This is a genomic window from Galbibacter marinus (assembly GCF_000300875.1).
Taxonomy (GTDB): domain Bacteria; phylum Bacteroidota; class Bacteroidia; order Flavobacteriales; family Flavobacteriaceae; genus Galbibacter; species Galbibacter marinus.
Genome location: NZ_AMSG01000005.1, coordinates 81,958 through 101,501, shown reverse-complemented (window position 1 = coordinate 101,501; position 19,544 = coordinate 81,958). Strand labels below are relative to the sequence as shown.

The 19,544-nt window shown below is 35.6% G+C and carries 17 protein-coding genes and 1 CRISPR repeat array; of the genes, 14 read left to right on the top strand and 3 right to left on the bottom strand.

Features of this window, described 5'->3' with window-relative positions:
- The first annotated feature begins 110 nt into the window (after nt 1–110).
- From nadC to priA, 4 genes are all read left to right on the top strand, one after another.
- The gene (gene nadC / locus I215_RS05860; protein WP_008991043.1) at nt 111–968 is read left to right on the top strand and encodes a carboxylating nicotinate-nucleotide diphosphorylase; all 858 of its coding nucleotides are present in this window, start codon (nt 111–113) and stop codon (nt 966–968) included.
- A gap of 1 nt (nt 969) precedes the next feature.
- The gene (locus I215_RS05855; protein ID WP_008991042.1) at nt 970–1,911 is read left to right on the top strand and encodes a YihY/virulence factor BrkB family protein; all 942 of its coding nucleotides are present in this window, start codon (nt 970–972) and stop codon (nt 1,909–1,911) included.
- A 41-nt stretch (nt 1,912–1,952) separates the two neighbouring features.
- Nucleotides 1,953–2,375, top strand: coding sequence for a DUF2147 domain-containing protein (locus I215_RS05850; RefSeq protein WP_008991041.1), 423 nt, complete (start codon nt 1,953–1,955; stop codon nt 2,373–2,375).
- Between the two features lie 66 nt (nt 2,376–2,441).
- Nucleotides 2,442–4,904 (top strand): replication restart helicase PriA, encoded by a 2,463-nt coding sequence (priA, locus tag I215_RS05845; protein WP_008991040.1) that lies wholly within the window; start codon nt 2,442–2,444, stop codon nt 4,902–4,904.
- A 12-nt stretch (nt 4,905–4,916) separates the two neighbouring features.
- Here priA and I215_RS05840 read toward each other — a convergent pair whose 3' ends face one another.
- Nucleotides 4,917–5,609: a LytR/AlgR family response regulator transcription factor gene (locus tag I215_RS05840; protein WP_008991039.1), complete on the bottom strand. Its 693-nt coding sequence runs from the start codon at nt 5,607–5,609 to the stop codon at nt 4,917–4,919.
- 211 nt (nt 5,610–5,820) lie between these two features.
- Here I215_RS05840 and rpsF point away from each other — a divergent pair, with 211 nt between their 5' ends.
- The 8 genes from rpsF (at nt 5,821) to cas2 (ending at nt 14,985) form a co-directional block, all read left to right on the top strand.
- Nucleotides 5,821–6,159 (top strand): 30S ribosomal protein S6, encoded by a 339-nt coding sequence (gene rpsF / locus I215_RS05835; protein WP_008991038.1) that lies wholly within the window; start codon nt 5,821–5,823, stop codon nt 6,157–6,159.
- Nucleotides 6,160–6,164: 5 nt separating this feature from the next.
- The gene (gene rpsR / locus I215_RS05830; RefSeq protein ID WP_008991037.1) at nt 6,165–6,464 is read left to right on the top strand and encodes a 30S ribosomal protein S18; all 300 of its coding nucleotides are present in this window, start codon (nt 6,165–6,167) and stop codon (nt 6,462–6,464) included.
- A gap of 13 nt (nt 6,465–6,477) precedes the next feature.
- Nucleotides 6,478–6,930: a 50S ribosomal protein L9 gene (gene rplI / locus I215_RS05825; RefSeq protein WP_008991036.1), complete on the top strand. Its 453-nt coding sequence runs from the start codon at nt 6,478–6,480 to the stop codon at nt 6,928–6,930.
- Nucleotides 6,931–7,029: 99 nt separating this feature from the next.
- The gene (locus tag I215_RS05820) at nt 7,030–7,500 is read left to right on the top strand and encodes a DUF6495 family protein (protein ID WP_008991035.1); all 471 of its coding nucleotides are present in this window, start codon (nt 7,030–7,032) and stop codon (nt 7,498–7,500) included.
- A gap of 112 nt (nt 7,501–7,612) precedes the next feature.
- Nucleotides 7,613–8,986, top strand: coding sequence for a histidine--tRNA ligase (hisS, locus tag I215_RS05815; protein ID WP_008991034.1), 1,374 nt, complete (start codon nt 7,613–7,615; stop codon nt 8,984–8,986).
- 513 nt (nt 8,987–9,499) lie between these two features.
- Complete coding sequence (gene cas9 / locus I215_RS05810; RefSeq protein WP_008991033.1) at nt 9,500–13,675, top strand: type II CRISPR RNA-guided endonuclease Cas9; 4,176 nt, start codon at nt 9,500–9,502, stop codon at nt 13,673–13,675.
- Nucleotides 13,676–13,694: 19 nt separating this feature from the next.
- Nucleotides 13,695–14,597, top strand: coding sequence for a type II CRISPR-associated endonuclease Cas1 (cas1, locus tag I215_RS05805; protein ID WP_008991032.1), 903 nt, complete (start codon nt 13,695–13,697; stop codon nt 14,595–14,597).
- A 40-nt stretch (nt 14,598–14,637) separates the two neighbouring features.
- Nucleotides 14,638–14,985, top strand: a complete 348-nt coding sequence (gene cas2, locus I215_RS05800; protein ID WP_040459890.1) for a CRISPR-associated endonuclease Cas2 — start codon at nt 14,638–14,640, stop codon at nt 14,983–14,985.
- Nucleotides 14,986–15,156: 171 nt separating this feature from the next.
- Nucleotides 15,157–16,188: a CRISPR direct-repeat array (repeat unit 46 nt; unit sequence CCTGTGAATTCCATACTAAGATAGTATTCTGAAAGCAATTCACAAC).
- A gap of 75 nt (nt 16,189–16,263) precedes the next feature.
- Here the strand turns inward: cas2 and I215_RS05795 are convergent.
- Together I215_RS05795 and I215_RS05790 are read right to left on the bottom strand one after the other, a co-directional pair.
- A complete protein-coding gene (locus I215_RS05795) occupies nt 16,264–16,665 on the bottom strand; it encodes an excisionase family DNA-binding protein (RefSeq protein ID WP_008991030.1) in 402 nt (133 codons plus the stop codon).
- 614 nt (nt 16,666–17,279) lie between these two features.
- On the bottom strand, nt 17,280–17,771 hold the full coding sequence (locus I215_RS05790) for a DinB family protein (protein ID WP_040459917.1): 492 nt from the start codon (nt 17,769–17,771) through the stop codon (nt 17,280–17,282).
- A 199-nt stretch (nt 17,772–17,970) separates the two neighbouring features.
- Between I215_RS05790 and I215_RS05785 the strand changes: the two genes are divergently transcribed.
- Entirely contained in the window at nt 17,971–18,522 is a 552-nt protein-coding gene (locus I215_RS05785; RefSeq protein WP_008991028.1) for a DinB family protein, read from the top strand.
- A 62-nt stretch (nt 18,523–18,584) separates the two neighbouring features.
- Entirely contained in the window at nt 18,585–19,541 is a 957-nt protein-coding gene (locus I215_RS05780; RefSeq protein ID WP_008991027.1) for a helix-turn-helix transcriptional regulator, read from the top strand.
- Nucleotides 19,542–19,544: the final 3 nt, after the last annotated feature.

The window sequence follows — 19,544 nt, the reverse complement described above, 5'->3', positions numbered from 1 at the left end:
CATTTTATGGCAGAAATAAGTTTTCTGCTTTTTAAAATTAAGGTTAAAGTGTGTGATATGCGCAATTGAAGCCCCTAATATTTTTTTAACTTAGCGAAAAAATAATTACAATGATATCAAAACTTCAATTTGAGAATGAATTGGATTTAATTATAGCCAATGCCGTACGTGAGGATGTAGGGGATGGGGATCATAGTTCTTTGGCGTGTATTCCGCCTAGTGCACAAGGGAAGGCAAAATTACTTGTAAAGGACACTGGTGTTCTTGCTGGAGTTGCCTTTGCTAAAAGGGTTTTTGCTTATGTGGATCCCGATTTAAAAATTGAGATTCTTATAGAGGATGGGGCACTGGTCAAACACGGTGACGTTGCTTTTTATGTTGAAGGTACTTCCCAATCTATTTTAAAGGCAGAGCGATTGGTGCTTAATGCGATGCAGCGTATGAGTGCTATTGCCACAAAAACTGCCAAATATGTAAAACTTTTGGAGGGTACAAAAACAAAGATTTTGGATACCCGTAAAACTACTCCAGGAATTCGGGCATTGGAAAAATGGGCTGTTAAGATTGGTGGAGGGGAGAATCATCGTTTTGCACTCTACGATATGATTATGTTGAAAGACAACCATATTGATTTTGCGGGTGGAATTCCCCAGGCCATTCAAAAGACAAAAGATTATTTAAAAACAAGTAATAAAGATTTAAAAATCATTGTGGAGGCTAGAGATTTAAATGAGGTCCAAACAATCCTAGATTCAGGTGGGGTGTATAGAATTTTATTGGATAATTTTAATTATCAGGATAGTAAAAGAGCTGTGGCCCTTATTGGAGATCAGTGTCAAACGGAATCTTCAGGTGGGATAGATGAATCAACCATTCGCCTTTATGCTGATTGCGGGGTTGATTATATTTCATCTGGAGCCCTAACGCACTCAGTATCGAATTTGGATCTAAGTTTAAAAGCCCTTTAATATGTCTATAGAAATTGAAGAACGCTTAGATAAAATCCCTGTTGTAAACTATTTTGTACGTTTGCTGAAAAATATTCGTCTTCCTGGGTTTGAAGGCTTGTCTATATACGACTTGACAGAAATGTATTTTATAGGAGTTATCAAGGGAGCACTGACCGATAGGGCTAGTGCTATCGCATATAGTTTTTTTCTGGCGCTTTTTCCATTTCTACTTTTTATATTAAACTTGATTCCCTACGTGCCTATGGAAGGGTTTCAGGAGAATTTCATCGTATTTATTGAGAGTTTACTTCCACCGAGAACAGTAGGGTTCTTCGATACAATTATTGAGGATATTGGGAAAAATCAACGAGGAGGGCTGTTGTCTTCTGCTTTTTTGCTTTCCATTTTCACCATGGCCAACGGAATTAATGCGATTTTTGGAGGATTTGAAAACTCTTATCACTCGGTCAATACCCGAAGCATGATTCGACAATATTTGGTGGCCGTTGGAGTAGCAATGTTAATGGCTTTGGTTCTTCTAGGATCTGTGGTTGGTTTTATTGTCTATGAAATTTACATTGGACATGTTGTGAATGATCTTGCTGCGAGTGCTGCAAATGGCGCTGTTGGATCTGGTGAGACTCTTGGGGTGAAACTCGGACGTTTCTTCTTCTTTGTGGTTATTACATTTCTTACCACAGCCATGTTGTATTATTTTGGAACCTCAGAAGGGAAGCAGACCAAGTTCTTTTCTCCAGGGGCTGTAATGTCGACAGTTCTTATAATTTTGACCACTTATTTTTTCGGAATTTACATTGAGAATTTCTCTAAGTATAATGAGTTGTATGGTTCCATTGGTGCTTTACTGATTCTTATGCTGTATATCTGGTTGAATTCAAATATAGTATTGCTTGGTTTTGAGCTCAATGCATCTTTAAGGAGTTTACGAAGAAATTTTTAACTTTACTATTAAGGTATTCGATATACTAAAATCCTAAAATTATGAAAGCACTATTGAGTTTTTTTCTAGTTCTGTTTATTGGCGCAGTTCAAGGGCAAACAGTCACCGGCCTATGGAAGACTATTGATGATGACACAGGGGTGGAAAAATCGATCGTTGAAATATACCAGCAGGATGGGAAAATTTATGGGAAGGTCAAAGAGATTTTAAATAAAGATAGGGCTGATGTTGTATGTGATCGCTGTGATGGAGATAAGAGAAATCAACCTGTTCAAGGAATGGTTATCATTGAGGGTATGGAAAAAGATGGGAATCAGTACAGTGGAGGAACTATATTAGATCCTGAGAAAGGCAAGCAATACAAGTGTAAGCTTTGGGTGGATGAGGATAATCCTAATATTTTAAATGTTCGAGGTTATATTGCATTTTTATACCGTACGCAATATTGGAAAAGGGTTGAGTGATCATTAGCTATTATAAACCACCAGAAAAACTGTTATCAACTTCCTTTATAATCACCTTATAATTAAATGCATTTTATAGATGTCATATTACCGATTCCCCTGACCAAGACTTTTGTGTATCAAGTCAGTGAGCGGGAGGCAGACTTTTTGGAAAAAGGGATGCGAGTGGCGGTGCCATTTGGAAAATCTAAGATTTATACAGCTTTGGTGTATGCGATTCATCAAAATGCGCCTACTACATATAAGGCAAAAGAGATTGATCAGATCTTAGATCGTTCGGCGGTAGTTTCTGCACGTCAACTTGAGTTTTGGGAGTGGATAGCTTCTTATTATATGTGTAGTTTAGGGGAGGTATTTAAAGCTGCTATACCTTCCGCTTTACTTTTAGAGAGTGAGACTATTATTCTTCCAAATAAAAACTTTCAGTGGCAAGGGGAGGAGTTTTTTAGCGATCAGGAGTCCTTAGTGTATGAAGCTCTGCAGCATCAATCCTCTTTAAAGATACAGGAAGTCAGTGATATCATTGATCGAAAAAACGTACTTCCGATCCTCAAGGCTTTAATAGAAAAACAGGTAATTCAGCTTAAAGAAGAAGTCTATGAGACCTATAAGCCAAAGCTTGTTAAGTATGTGAAAATGCATCAGGATTATAATTCGGACCAGGCTTTAAGCTCTTTGTTGGATACCCTCTCTAGGGCAAAAAAGCAACGAGAAGTTGTCCTAAAGCTCTTTTCCATGGAAGCTGTAACGCAAAAACCAATTCAAGTCAAAGAGTTGGAGACCGAAAGTAAGGTATCTTCTGCTGTGGTAAAGTCACTTATCGATAAAGGAGTTTTGGAGGTGTATCATTTGCAGACCGATCGGGTTCAATATGATGGTCAAGAGACCGTTGAGAGTAAAACCTTAAATGAATACCAATCCACGGCTCTTACTCAGATTAAGGGTCAGTTCCAGGAAAAGGATGTTGTTCTCTTGCACGGGGTGACTTCCTCTGGAAAAACTGAGGTATATGTTAAATTAATTGAACAAGTCATACAGAAAGGTCAGCAAGTTCTTTATTTACTCCCTGAGATTGCTCTTACTACTCAACTTATTAAACGACTACAGCAATATTTTGGGGAAAAGGTTAGTGTGTATCATTCAAAGTATTCCAATAATGAACGCGTAGAGGTGTGGAACAATATATTAAAGTCTGATGATAAAGCTCAGATTGTTCTTGGGGCCCGCTCTGCTGTTTTGTTGCCCTTTAGTAATTTAGGTTTGATCGTAGTGGATGAAGAGCATGAGCAATCCTTTAAGCAATTTGATCCTGCTCCACGTTATCACGCTAGAGATGCAGCAGTGGTTCTCGGGAAATTACATCAGGCTAAAGTTCTTATGGGAACTGCCACCCCAAGTATTGAATCCTATTTTAATACACAAAATAAAAAATATGGGTTGGTTGAAATTAATAGGCGATTCGCCGGGGTATTAATGCCCGATATTGAATTGACTGACATTAAAGAAAAGCATCGCAAAAAGCGCATGAAAGGCCATTTTTCGGATCGATTAATCGAAGCCATTGCTGATGCTTTAGAACTTGGAGAGCAGGTGATACTATTTCAGAATCGAAGAGGCTATGCGCCTATTTTAGAATGTCAAGAATGTGGAAACTCACCACAATGTCCAAATTGTGATGTGAGTTTGACCTATCACCATTATCGTGATCAATTGCGTTGTCATTACTGTGGTCATGCTATGGCTATGCAGCAGAGTTGTATTGCCTGTGGGAGTAGTGAGTTAAGTACGAAGGGTTTTGGTACAGAACAGATAGCCCACGAGTTGGCAGACCTCTTTCCCGAGGCTAAGGTGGGTCGGATGGACTCCGATACAACTCGTGGGAAGTATAGTTATGAAAAGCTTTTGAGCTCTTTTGAAAGATTAGAAATTGATATTTTGGTAGGTACGCAGATGCTTACTAAAGGTTTGGATTTTAGGAAGGTGAGTTTAGTGGGGGTAATGAATGCTGATAATTTGTTGAACTTTCCTGACTTTAGAGCTCATGAGCGTAGTTTTCAATTAATACAGCAGGTCTCTGGAAGAGCAGGTCGTACTCAGAAGAGGGGAAAGGTGATTGTTCAGACCTATAACCCGTATCATCAGATCCTTCAACAGGCATCAATGAATGATTTTCAAGCAATGTATACGGATCAAATTAATGAGCGTTATCAGTTTAAATACCCTCCTTTTATAAGACTTATAAAGCTTGTGTTCCGTCACAGGGATTTTAGTAAAGTCAATGAAGCAAGCGATTGGTATGTGCAATCTTTAAAAACAGTTTTTAAAGGTAGTGGAACCGAGATTTTAGGGCCCGTTTTTCCAGCTGTTGCTAGGATAAGAAATGAGTATCATAAGCATATTATAATTAAAATTCCTGCGCATCAATCTTTGCCCAAAAGTAAGCGAGCTATTTTAAAAATAGATAAAAGCTTTCAGGCTATACCGGCATATAGAAGTGTAAGGATTGTTTACAATGTGGACGCACAATAGTGTTGTATCATCCTATGAGTTACTAAGGGCCTCGGAAAGGTCTTGTTTTTTGTTACGGCTAAGTGGAATTAGCTTACCGTTAACTTCAACGTTTTTACTATTGAACTTCTGTACCTTATCCAAATTTACGATATAGGATTTGTGGATTCTTAAAAAACGCTCTGGTGGGAGTTCGTTTTCAAATGCTTTCATGGTAGAGAGAATGACAATATTTGCATCCTCAGTAACTAGTTTGATGTAATCACCAAGAGCCTCTACCCAATTAATTTCATTTAAAAAGACTTTTCGTTTTTTTAAGTTACTTTTTACGAAAATATGATCATCATCCTCTTTGGAAGCAACCTTGAGTTTGAAATTCTCTTGTGCTCTCTTAATAGAAGCCTCGAAGCGTTCTTGAGTGATGGGTTTATGCAGATAATCTGTAACATCGTAGTCGAATGCTTTTAATGCATATTGAGCGCTTCCGGTGATAAGTATGACTTGTGGTGGTTCACTTAGGGCTTCTAATAGGTCAAAGCCATTTACCACTGGCATTTCAATATCAAGGAAAATTAAATCAATAGCCTGTTTCTTTAGGCCATTCTTTGCCTCAATGGCATTACTGTATTCAGCAACCAAATTCAGCATCGGATGATTTTTGATCAACCTAGCCACAGACATCCGCTGGATACTTGAGTCATCTACTATGATACAATTCATTTTCATATTCTATAAAGGTGATCGATTGGTTTTTAACGTGTACAATTTTAATCAAAATACCTCACTGAAGCAAACAATTGTTGTAAAATGGGGAAATATGTTGGCGAAAAGGGTGTTTTTCACCTTAGTTTATCGAAATCTTTAAGCTTCACTTTGTAAATATAATAATTAATTCTACTTTTGCAGCCTTAAAAATAATAATAATTTATTCAAGATTATGAATCAATATGAAACTGTTTTCATTCTAAATCCCGTTTTATCTGATACTCAGATAAAGGAAACAGTTAAGAAGTTTGAGAATTTCTTAACCTCAAAAGGGGCTGAGTTTGTAGCTAAAGAAGATTGGGGCCTTAAAAAATTGGCGTATCCTATTCAAAACAAAAAAAGTGGTTTTTATCACCTTTTTGAATTCAAAGTTGCTGGTGAAGCAATTGAGCCATTCGAATTGGAATTTAGACGTGATGAGCGTGTAATGCGTTATTTAACTGTTAAGTTGGATAAACATGCAATTGCTTGGGCGGAGAAAAGAAGAAAAAAACTTAACGAAAAAGCTTAATTATCATGGCAACATCTATAGAGCAACAAGCAAAAGGTAAAAAAGATGGAGAGATCAGATATCTAACTCCACTTAACATTGAGACTAACAAAACAAAGAAATACTGTCGTTTCAAAAAATCTGGTATTAAATATATCGATTATAAAGATCCAGATTTCTTATTGAAATTAGTAAATGAGCAAGGTAAGATTCTTCCAAGAAGATTGACTGGAACTTCATTGAAATATCAAAGAAAAGTGTCTGTAGCTATCAAAAGATCGCGTCACTTAGCACTTATGCCATACGTAGCAGATTTATTAAAATAAAAGGAAGGTAACCATGGAATTAATATTAAAGAACGACGTCGAAAACTTAGGTTTTAAAGATGATGTGGTAACCGTTAAAAATGGTTACGGTAGAAATTATTTGATCCCTAAAGGATACGCTATTCTAGCTACCACTTCTGCTAAAAAAGTATTGGCTGAGAATCTAAAGCAAAGAGCCTTTAAAGAGAAGAAAATTGTTGATGATGCTCAAGTTATCGCTGATCAACTTAAAGGTTTAGAGATCAAAATTACAGCTAAAGCAGGTGTTGGAAACAAACTTTTTGGTTCTGTAACAAACGCGGATCTTTCTGAAGCAATTCAAAAAGAGTCTAAAATAGCTATTGAGAAGAAATTTATAAGCATCTTAGGAGGTAACGTTAAAGTTGCTGGTCCTTATGAGGCTACTATTAGACTTCATAGAGAGGTAATTGTTAACTTCCCATTTGAAGTAGTAGCTGAGGCTTAATTAGTAGAAATTATTTCATCATACGAGGAGGTTGTATAAAAATTTATTTTTTTTGCAACCTCTTTTCGATTTTTGTACATAGATAAATATAAGATTTAAGTGAAGTACAGAAGATTAACAAAAGAGCAGTTAGAGGAAATGCACCAAGAGTTTATAAACTTTTTGGCTACACAATCCATAACAGCTCAGGAATGGAAAAGTATCAAAGAAAATAAACCAGAGGTTGCTGAAGAAGAAATTGATGTCTTCAGTGATTTGGTTTGGGAGGGTGTGCTTGCCAAAATCGAGTTTCTTGAAAATATCTCTGCTACACAGATGCATCTTTTTCATTTGACAGAAAAGCAAATGAACCTTATTGCAGTTCGTGTAAGTCAGCCAGGGATAGACCTAAGGACTCAACATGGATTTGGGTGGTTCAAACAAAACTTTATGGGTGAGAATGTTGAAATTATGACTGCTGTCAAAGCCTATTCAGAGGATAAGTTACTGGATAAATTTGAACTCATTGAGAAGGGAGCCATAATCACCAAAGGGGAGTTATTCCGTTACTTTGACGACATCATTGAATAATCTAAGTATTTAAAATTTAAGTACGGCTAGCTTTAAGGTAATACTCCTATTTTTTAGTAACTCTATATAGTTGAGGTATAATTTAGTGTAAATCTCTAAACACATAGTAACAATGGCACAAAAACCAAGCATCGCAAAAGGAACAAGAGACTTTGGACCAGAGGAAGTCAATAAACGTAACTATATTATCAGTACCATAAAATCTCATTTTGAAACTTTTGGTTTTATGCCTATCGAAACCCCAAGTTTTGAGAATTCTGAGACCCTTATGGGAAAATATGGGGATGAAGGTGATCGCTTGATTTTTAAAATTTTAAATTCTGGAGATTATCTTTCCAAAGTCGATGATGCACTTTATACTAAAAAAGATGCCAGTGCCCTAACATCAAGGATTTCAGAAAAAGCATTACGTTATGATTTAACGGTTCCATTTGCGCGGTATGTTGTAATGCACCAAAATGAAATTGATCTCCCTTTTAAGCGTTATCAAGTGCAGCCTGTTTGGAGAGCGGATCGCCCTCAAAAAGGGCGTTTCAGAGAGTTTTACCAGTGTGATGCCGATGTAGTAGGTTCAACTTCACTTTGGCAGGAGGTAGAGTTTATACAGCTTTATGATACGGTATTTAGTAGTCTTGGGGTAGAGGGTGTGACCATTAAACTCAATAACCGAAAAATACTCTCTGGAATTGCAGAGGTTATTGGTGCCAAAGATAAACTCATCGATTTTACTGTTGCTCTGGATAAATTAGATAAAATTGGTGAAGATGGCGTGAAGAAGGAAATGCTGGAAAAAGGTATAACTGAAATGGCTATTGAGAAAGTTCAGCCTTTATTTAGTTTTACTGGTAGTAATGGTTCAAAATTAGAAAGTTTGAAAACCATGTTATCTACTTCCGATGAAGGACTTAAAGGAGTGGAAGAATTGAGTTTTATACTAACAGCTATTGATGCCTTAGGTCTTAAGACTTCGAACCTGGAGTTGGATGTAACTCTAGCCAGAGGGCTTAATTATTATACTGGAGCAATCATTGAGGTTGCTGCGCCTGAAAGAGTTAAGATTGGCTCGATCGGAGGAGGTGGTCGTTATGATGATTTGACTGGTATTTTTGGTCTTAAAAATGTCAGTGGTGTAGGTATTTCTTTTGGACTTGACAGAATTTATTTGGTGTTGGATGAACTTGGTTTATTCCCACCATCTGTTACTACTACAACTGAGGTCCTGTTTTTAAATTTTGGCCAGAATGAAGCTTTATATGGTCTAAAGGCAGTTAAAGCGTTAAGAGAAAGTGGTATAAAAGCTGAGTTGTACCCCGATGACACTAAGATGAAAAAACAAATGAATTATGCCAACAAAAGGGGTATTCCATTTGTGGTTTTAGCTGGGGAATCTGAGATGGATAAAAATACCTTTACTTTAAAAAATATGAACTCGGGTACTCAAGACGAGGTCGATATAACTGCCTTAATTGAGAGTTTAAGAGCTTAGACTTCCTTTTTTGGTTCACACACAAGGTGATTTCTGATGGCGGATTATGAATCCATAGCGTAGGGATTAATTAATTGATTATCGAAATTTTTGTACTAAAATTAATGGCATTAAAACCTGTCTATCTAATAGTCCATTTCTATTTTCATTTGAATTTCTTATTCATTACACTCTAAAATCAAGAGGGTGTTCCCGTGATTTCATTTAATACCTCCCTTCTTAGCCAATTCTAATACTGCTGAAGGCAGTCTTTTTTGGATAAATCCCAGGTTTATGAGTGATGTTTGTCGTCTATTTAATTAGATAGGGATCAATGCCAAAGTTTTTGGATAAAAAAAATCGACATTCCGAAGAATGCCGATTTGAATGTTTTCACAACGGAATAATCCTTATTGTGAATTGCTTTCAGATTTCAAAGATATAAATTTATTTTAATCTTGGTTTGAGGGTTTCCGTAATTGCGATATTTTTTTTCATTGTATATTTAGGAGCAAAACTAATTCTACTATTACAATGAAAACTATATTAGGTCTTGATTTAGGAACAAACAGCATCGGTTGGGCTTTGGTTAAGGAGGCAGAAAATGAAAATGAAGTTTCGGATATTATCAAATTGGGTGTAAGGGTAAATCCTCTGACTGTAGATGAATTGACGAATTTTGAAGGAGGGAAAGCATACTCAAATAATGCAGAAAGAACGCTGAAAAGGGGGGCTAGGAGAAACCTTCAACGTTATAAATTACGTAGAGAAAATCTCATTGAGATCCTCTTGAAAAATGGATTGATAAACAAGGATACGGCACTCACAGAAGTAGGGAAAGAGACTACTCATCAAACATTAAAACTAAGGTCCAAGTCGGCTAATGAGAAAGTTTCATTGGAGGATCTGGCAAAAATTTTATTATCAATAAATAAGAAACGAGGGTACAAAAGTAGTCGTAAAGTGAACGCTGAAGATGATGGTGTAGCCATAGATGGAATGGAGGTTGCTAAATTATTGTATGATGAAAATATGACTCCAGGGGAGTATGTTTTAAGGCTATTGGAGTCAGGAAAAAAGCATCTGCCGGATTTCTATCGTTCCGATCTACAGGAAGAATTTAATCTAGTTTGGAAAAAACAAAGTGAATTTTACCCGCTTATACTTACTAAGGAACTTTTTTTTGAACTCCATGGGAAGAATAAAAGTCAAACTTGGGCGATCTGTAAAGAACCTTTAGGAATTGTTGGTGTTAAACTTAAAGGGTCCGCCAAAGAGCAGAAATTTGCCCGATATCGATTAAGGAAAGAAGCGTTGACTCAACAAATAGAACTTGAACATCTTGCTATCGTATTGCAGGATATAAACAATGATAGTAATAAATCTAGTGGATATTTAGGTGCAATTTCAGATCGTAGTAAAGAGCTTTTCTTTAACAAGGAAACTGTAGGACAATATCAATATAAACAATTGCAGAAAGATCCAAATACTTCACTCAAGAATCAAGTTTTTTACAGGCAAGATTATCTGGATGAATTTGAAGTCATTTGGAGAAATCAAGCCAAATTTTATCCTCAACTAACAAATGAACTTAAGCAAGAAATAAGGGATGTCGTTATATTTTATCAGCGTAAGTTAAAATCCCAAAAGAATCTAATTAGCTTTTGTCAGTTTGAAAGTACCCAGCAAAACTATGTGGAAAAGGAGACAGGTAAGACCAAAATAAGAACCATTGGACGAAGGGTAATTCCCCGTTCTTCTCCATTGTTTCAAGAATTTAAAATATGGCAATCTCTCAATAATCTGAAGTTTGTAAATTCAGAGAGTAATCAAATAATTCAGTTCATAGAGTTGGAGGATGATGTGAAAAAGGTTGTTTTTGATGAATTAAACCTCAGAGGGGATTTAAAGCCGAATCAAGTGCTAAAAATTTTATCGAAATATATGAAAATTGGGAAGTTAACCCAATGGAAGTGTAATTTGGAAGAAATTGAAGGTAACAGAACCAATTCAGCTCTGTATAATGTGTTTCAAATGATTGCGGAGGAAGAAGGTTATGGGTTTAATTGGGGAAAGAAAAGCGCTTTGGAAATTAAATCCGAGTTAAAGGCTATATTTTCTTCAATTGGAATCAATGATTCTATTTTGGATTTTGATTTCAGCAAAAAATTGGATCAGCAACTGAGCTACCAATTATGGCATTTGTTGTACTCCGCAGAGGAAGGTAACAGTAAAATAACAGAAGAGGATAAGTTTACTTATGGTAATACTGGAGTTGCTTTAAAAAAGAAGCTCCATCTTAAATTTGGTTTTAAACCAGAATATAGTACTCTAATTTCAAATTTAAGGTTTACTTCTGATTACGGTAATTTATCATCGAAAGCCATTAGTAAGATCCTTCCTTTTCTTCGGGATGGGAGTGATTACTCAAAGGCATGTCAATATGCAGGATATAACCACTCGAATAGTCTAAGTGCAGATGAGTTGGATAACCGAGAATTAAAGCCAAAGCTTGAGTTGCTTAAGAAAAACAGCCTACGTAATCCGGTTGTTGAGAAAATTCTTAATCAGATGGTCAATGTGGTTAATCAGGTTATTGATAATTACGGGAAACCTGACGAAGTTCGGATTGAACTGGCTAGAGAATTAAAGAAGTCGGCTAAAGAGCGAAGTCAAATGACAAAAAACATTTCAGATGCTACTCGAAGAAACGCTGAAATAAAAAAATACTTAAGCAAAGAGTTCGGTATCCCGAATCCTACAAAGGGTGATGTTATACGTTATCGACTTTGGGAAGAATTGGCATCTAATGGTTATAAGGATTTGTTCAGGGATAAATATATCCCAAAAGAAAAATTGTTTTCTAATGAGATTGATATAGAGCATATTATTCCAAAAGCTCTGTTGTTCGATGATTCTTTTTCGAATAAAACATTGGCTTTCAAGGTAGATAATTTGAAAAAAGCGGATAGAACAGCTTTTGATTTTATGTCTACGGATTTTTCCAAGGATGTTGATAGCTATATTGGCCGTATTGAAACATTACATAAAGATGGAAAAATCTCATCCTCTAAATATAAAAAACTAATGATTCCAAAGAGCAAATTAGTGGATGGATTTATTGAGCGTGATCTACGTAACACACAGTATATAGCCAAACAGGCAAGGAAAATGCTTTTAGAGGTGTTTAAAACTGTAGTGCCAACTACAGGTAAAATAACCGATAAATTAAGAGAGGATTGGGATTTAATTAACGTAATGAAGGAGCTTAATTTTCCTAAATACAAAGCACTTGGTTTAACAAAAAAAATAGAAAGGTTTGATGTAGGTTCAGAGAAAATTAAGTCAATTAATGTTATAGAGGGATGGAGTAAAAGAAATGACCATAGGCACCATGCCATGGATGCTTTAGCTGTTGCATTTACGACTCATAATCATATCCAGTACTTAAATTATCTTAATGCCAGAAAAGATATTCATCATGAAATGCATGGCACCATTAAGTCTATTGAAAATCAGATTATAGGGAAAGATGTAATGGGTAAAAGGCGATTTATTCCGCCTATATCGGATTTAAGAATGAAAGCCAAACTCCAGATAGAATCAATCTTAATTTCATTTAAAAATAAGAATAAAGTAGTCACATGGAGTGTGAATAAAACCAAGCTAAAGGGTAAAGACAACTATAATAAAAGGAGACAACTTACGCCGAGGGGACAGCTACATAAGGAGACGGTGTACGGGAAAATAAAACTTATTGATCCAAAACCCTTAAAACTTAATAATAAATTTACTTTAGTTAGAGCGTCAATGATTGTGGACAAAGTCCATAGAGAGATTGTGTTACAACATCTTTCTAAATACGATAATAACTCTGAAGTTGCATTTGATTCAAAAACAATCAAGATAGATCCAATTCTAATTGAAGGAATAGGGCTTAAAGAGGTGGTGTGTTATGAAGACGTATTCAAAATTCGAAAAAAGATATCTGGGGATAATTTTAAAAATGAGAAACATTTAGAAAAGGTCATTGACGAAAAGGTAAAACAAATATTGAAAGATCGTGTGATTAAATTTCAAGGTAATTTTAAAGAGGCCTTTTCTAATTTAGAAGAAAATCCAATATGGTTAAACAAAAGCAAAGGAATTGCTGTGAAAAGTGTGGCAATTAAAGGCGTGAATAATGCTGAGTCTCTCCATGAAGGAAAGGATCATTTTGGAGATCAAATATTGGATAAAAATAAAAAGCAAATTCCAGTTGACTTTGTGAGTACTGGGAATAACCATCATGTGGGTATATATGAAGACAAAGATGGTAATCTGCAAGAAAGGGTAGTTTCGTTTTTTGAGGCCGTAACAAGAGTTAATGAGGGGCTGCCAATAATTGATAAAACTTATAATTCTGATATAGGTTGGAAGTTCAAATTTACGATGAAACAGAATGAAATGTTTGTGTTCCCATCAGATGATTTTGATCCAAATGAATTTGATTTAACAGATGGAAAGAATGCTGCTAAAATATCGCCTAATTTATATAGAGTTCAGAAAATAGCTACTAAAAATTATATGTTTCGCCATCATCTCGAAACTGTTGTGACAAACGATTTAGAGTTTACCTATAAGAGTATCAGATCTACTGGATGGCTTAGGAATCTCGTTAAAGTCAGAATTAATCACCTGGGCGAAATCGTTTATGTAGGTGAGTATTAATATACTAATTTAAAACGAAATGGTAAAACGTACTCTCTTCTTTGGTAATCCTGCTTATCTCAGCACCAAAAACGACCAGCTGATCGTTAAATTCCCAGGAGATGAAAATGCTGAGAAAAGTCTTCCTATTGAAGATTTAGGATACGTTGTATTAGAAGACCCTCAAATAACAATTACCAATGGACTATTAATGAAATTGGTTCAAAATAAGACCGCCGTAATTACATGTGACAAGCAGCATTTGCCTTGTAGTTTTTTACAGCCACTAGTGGGGCACACCGAGCAGACCGAGCGGATTCGATATCAACTTAATGCAAGTGTGCCGCTTAAAAAACAGTTATGGCAACAAACTATTTCAGCTAAGGTCAGCAATCAAGCGAATCATTTGCTGTTGCGGTCCAAAAATGCCTTAAAACTTAAACGATGGGCAACAGAAGTCAAAAGTGGAGATCTTGGAAATATAGAAGCAATTGCCGCAGCATATTATTTTCAAAACTTGTTTGATGATGATGTGGTTGAGGGTTTTAGTCGTAATCAAAAAGGGATACCTCCTAATAATCTATTAAATTATGGATATGCCATATTAAGAGCGATTGCAGCACGAGCTCTTGTAAGTAGTGGATTACTACCATCAGTAGGGATTTTCCATAGTAATAAATATAATGCTTTTTGTCTGGCTGACGACCTCATGGAGCCATACAGGCCCTTTGTTGATTCTTTGGTGTTTGATATAGTTAATACGGGCTGTAATATTGAAGAATTGTCTAAAAATATAAAATCAGAACTTTTAAAGATACCGACCATCGATGTGCAAATAGAGGGTAAGCTTAGCCCCTTAATGATCGCCATGAGTCGTACAACGAATAGTGTTCAAGAGTGTTTTGCAGGCTCGAGTAGAAAGGTACTGTATCCTGATTTCTAAAGTTTATAAAGAGCATCTATAGAACTATTGAAGTGTTGTCATGCAAACGGATAGATTTTCACGATTAAATCAATATAGAAGTATGTGGGTACTAGTGTTTTTTGATTTACCAACCGAAACTATTACAGATCGGAAAACGGCCTCTCGGTTTAGAAAAAATCTACTTAATGATGGTTTCAATATGTTTCAATTCAGTATTTACATGAGATTCTGTCCCAGTAGAGAAAATGCAGCTGTTCACATAAAAAGGACAAAAAATGCCCTACCAAAAAAAGGGAAAGTCTGCATCATGCAGATTACAGACAAGCAATTTGGAATGATGGAACTCTTTCATGGGAAAAAGGAAACTACCCTCGAAAAACCCAATCAACAATTGGAATTGTTTTAGTATAATCGTTGAAGAATTACTCTAATTTTTCTGTTTTTGTGCATTTTGTTTTATACCAAATAGGATCAAAAATGTGCAAACATCCTTGTGCCGAATCATAATTTTTCATTCTGATTTTAAATCCTGAATTTGGATTTAAAACACAGGATGCCAGTTTTTTACGGCTGGTATCCTGTGAATTCCATACTAAGATAGTATTCTGAAAGCAATTCACAACACATATACTGACATATTGACAAAGATACTGCCTGTGAATTCCATACTAAGATAGTATTCTGAAAGCAATTCACAACACATACTGACATACTGACATATACTGACATCCTGTGAATTCCATACTAAGATAGTATTCTGAAAGCAATTCACAACACATATACTGATACTGACATATTGACAAAGCCTGTGAATTCCATACTAAGATAGTATTCTGAAAGCAATTCACAACGGTAGGCAATATCTCGCCGTTAACGATGCCCCTGTGAATTCCATACTAAGATAGTATTCTGAAAGCAATTCACAACGCAAAATATTCAACCTATAGAGATAGATCTCCTGTGAATTCCATACTAAGATAGTATTCTGAAAGCAATTCACAACAATGGTTGTTATGTTTATGGTTCTGATGGTCCTGTGAATTCCATACTAAGATAGTATTCTGAAAGCAATTCACAACTCATATCTATCATATCCTGTCCCTGCTCTTCCTGTGAATTCCATACTAAGATAGTATTCTGAAAGCAATTCACAACATTATGACAAGGTATCTAAATTCGACCAACCTGTGAATTCCATACTAAGATAGTATTCTGAAAGCAATTCACAACAATTGTTAATTTCATGGTCGTAAATTTCGTCCTGTGAATTCCATACTAAGATAGTATTCTGAAAGCAATTCACAACACATAGTGATTGAGTATGTGTTCCCTTTTGCCTGTGAATTCCATACTAAGATAGTATTCTGAAAGCAATTCACAACTAGCCTTAGTTGTGGGTGGATTAGGTCATTCCTGTGAATTCCATACTAAGATAGTATTCTGAAAGCAATTCACAACTAGTTTCCATCTCTGTCTTGTTTTATTGTTCCTGTGAATTCCATACTAAGATAGTATTCTGAAAGCAATTCACAACGGCTGTTTTTCTCTGACTCTAGCGAAGGTCCTGTGAATTCCATACTAAGATAGTATTCTGAAAACAATTCACAATATTAAGACACCGGATGTTTTGCAATGGATCTGGGTACAAAACTGCCCTCCCCTCTATTTGTGTGACCAGAGTTTATCATTCGTATCCCAAGTTTAACTTCTGTGCTTGATTGGATAAAAACTCCAGCTGTGCATCTCGTTCCTTAGCAAGCTGTCGCTTATACTCGATAACATCTTTTAACAACACCCTTCTATGACTCCCTACCTTTCTAAATGGAATTTTTGTAGTCTCTAATAGTTTTACTACATGAGGCCTTGATACATTGAGTGTTTCAGCTACTTGTTGTGTGCTTAACTCCGATTTGGAAGAGACTATTGAGATCGATTTGCCTTCAGCCATATTTTCAATTATAGTAGAAAGTATTGCCATTGCCTTTTTGGTTGTTGTTATGAATTCATCTGTTTCTTGAATCTTTATTTTGACATCATTTTTCCCAGAAAATTTTATGCTTTGAAACACCACCTGAAAATCTTGCAAACAGTTCTTTGCAATCTCTTAATAAGTATTTGTAGTTATTTCGTTATAATTTCTCATGACATTAATTTTTAAATAAAAATAAACGAATTAAATGAAATAATTTTTAAATTTTTTCTATACGTAAGCTATTTAATATTTCGTTAATAACCACTTGAATCATGGCTAAACCCAATTCATTGGAGCTTAAATATTTATATAGAAAACTTGCTTCATCAAGATATTGGAGATGTGCCCAATGATACTTGTGATTAGATGTGGGTACTAGAACCTACCGCCAATTTTAAAAAAGGCCTTAATAAAATCAAAACTTCCAAAAAAAGTACAAGGCAACAGCTGTGTGCCAAAAAAGCTTGAAAAATGGAGGAGTGGCGTTATTACCAAAGTCAATAATGCCTCATCGATTGAAGGGTAATTACAAAGATCACTGATAATCAAGTTGATAAAAATAGGTTCCCATTCAGATTTATTCAAGTAATAAATAGCTTAGTATTTTTTGTTATCATAACGTATTTTACTCATAAAATCCCCCTTTTAAAAGTTTAATCCAGAGGATAATAAGATCATCCTCCGGATTAGGTTCACTGTTCGTTTTTGAGATAGTGTCTTTTTTTGATTTATCGTTCATAAAAAAATGGAGGCTCGATATTTAAGCTTCTCAAATATACATAGCCTTGACCCCTGTGATGTATTTCATTATCTATAAAATACATAATAGAAGAGGTGATCGTCCCATCATATTGGCCAAAGAGTTTGATCTGTTTTTGAAAATCTTCTGGTTTTATTTTAGCGAAGTTTTCATTGATGATATCTGTGGTTTCATCCCAAGCTTTTAAATAATATTCTTTTTTATTGGGATATTCTGGCTCGGTAAATGTTCCGGTGTTTTTTTCTACAATCTCTTTGATTCCAGGACCTGCAATGGCTAACAATTCTTGAATAAGTTTAGCGTAGGTTCTCATGCCTCCAATGCTATGTGTGAAGAATTCTTCTTCAGGAAACGCTTCAATGGTTCTACGGGTAAGTCCACGATGTCCTTGCCAGTGGTTTAATAGTTCTTCTGGTGTCATTACTGTTGCTTGTACTGTTTGTGTTTTTGAATTTTCCATGATAAATGAATTGGTATTTTTATTATTGGTTTTTAATTTCAATTCAAAATTAAGATTGGTATATGACAAGGGTGTGTCAGTAGTAATTACAGTTTGTAAATTTTTCTAGTATTAGCTCATTTTTAACCTTCTTTACTATGTTGACAAGGGGTTGTCACTAGCTGGTTTTTTCTTTGTGATGAATTAAAATCAAAACGTTATGAAGACCATGCCTAAAGTAAGTTTAAATCAACCGTCCATAGAGAATTTAATAAAATCCTATTCTAGATATCATTATTGGGCAAACAAAATTTTGATTGATTGGATACGGGAAGAATCAGTTTGTGAGTCTCAACAATTACATTCTGTTAGTTTTTCAGAAGTTGATTTAGCGCTCAGAACCGTTTTGCATTCCCAAGAGTTTTGGTTAAGGATCATCAAAAATGAACAATGTAATAGGGTTGACCCACCTGAAAACTCAATTATAGAAGCTTATGATGAGTTGCCATTTTATGAACTCATGGATGGTGTTGTATCTATTTCATTGCAATTTTCGAACTATGTGTCTGCATTAAATCAGAACGATCTCGAAAGAAAGCTTCACCTTAAGAGTCCATGGTTTGAGTCGTTCCAGAGACGATTTGAATTGATTTTACATGTAGTTAATCATGCCGCGTTTCACCGTGGGCAAATTAGCAGTATGGGAAGGAGTTTAGGGTATAATAATGTTCCTATGATGGACTATAATTACTTTATGCTAAATGTAAACTAATGTCCTTTAAAGAATTGTACTTCCAATGGATGTTTTATCTTTGGAGTATATGTCGATCAGTTATGAGTGATGAAAGCGTTAAACGTTTCGATAGAATCGTTTCCATACACATTCAATTGCAGTCTAAAAAAATCGTTCGAGCCCAGGATCTAGCAGATCGCTTCCAGGTGAGCTTGAGAACGATTTATCGGGATATTAGAACTTTAGAATCCTCTGGTGTTCCTATTGTGAGTGAAGCAGGGGTCGGTTATAGTATTATGGAAGGATATAGGTTACCTCCAGTGATGTTTACCAAAGAGGAAGCTGGAAGTTTTGTTGCAGCGGAGAAACTAATGGAACAGTTTACTGATGATACTTTGGGAGCTTATTATAAATCTGCCATGTATAAGATTAAATCAGTTTTACGTGGTAGAGAAAAAGACTGGATCGATGCTATAGAATCTAATGTGTGTATTGATGGACGACAGGGGTTATTTAATAAGGATATCCCAGATGCTCTAGAAATTATCTTTGAGAGCATTGCAGAGAAAAAACAATTATTTTTAACCTACCAGGCCTTAGAGGCTGATTACCCTAGTGAGCGACATATTGAACCCGTGGGTTTATTTCATGAACATAATTATTGGTACTTAATGGCGTATTGTCATTTACGCCAGGATTATCGGCAGTTTAGAACAGATCGGATGCTTCAAATTAAGCGCACTCAAATACCTAATGTTCTTGAACATGGTGAATTGGATGACTACAGACCAAATCACGTGGAACGTGAACAAACCAAGATTGTTCTTTTGGTAGATAAAAGAGTAGCTCGTTATATGCGCAGTGCGACGAACTATCACCGTTTGGTTGCTGAGGTTCCTAAAGGAGAAGAAGTTGAGATGACTTTTTTAAGTTCTAATATTGAAAATGATTTTGCTAGATGGTACTTAATGTTTGCAGATTATGCTACCATCAAGTCGCCTAATTCATTGAAAATTAGAGTTCGTGAAATACTTTCTGTTGCCAGTTCACGCTTGTGAATT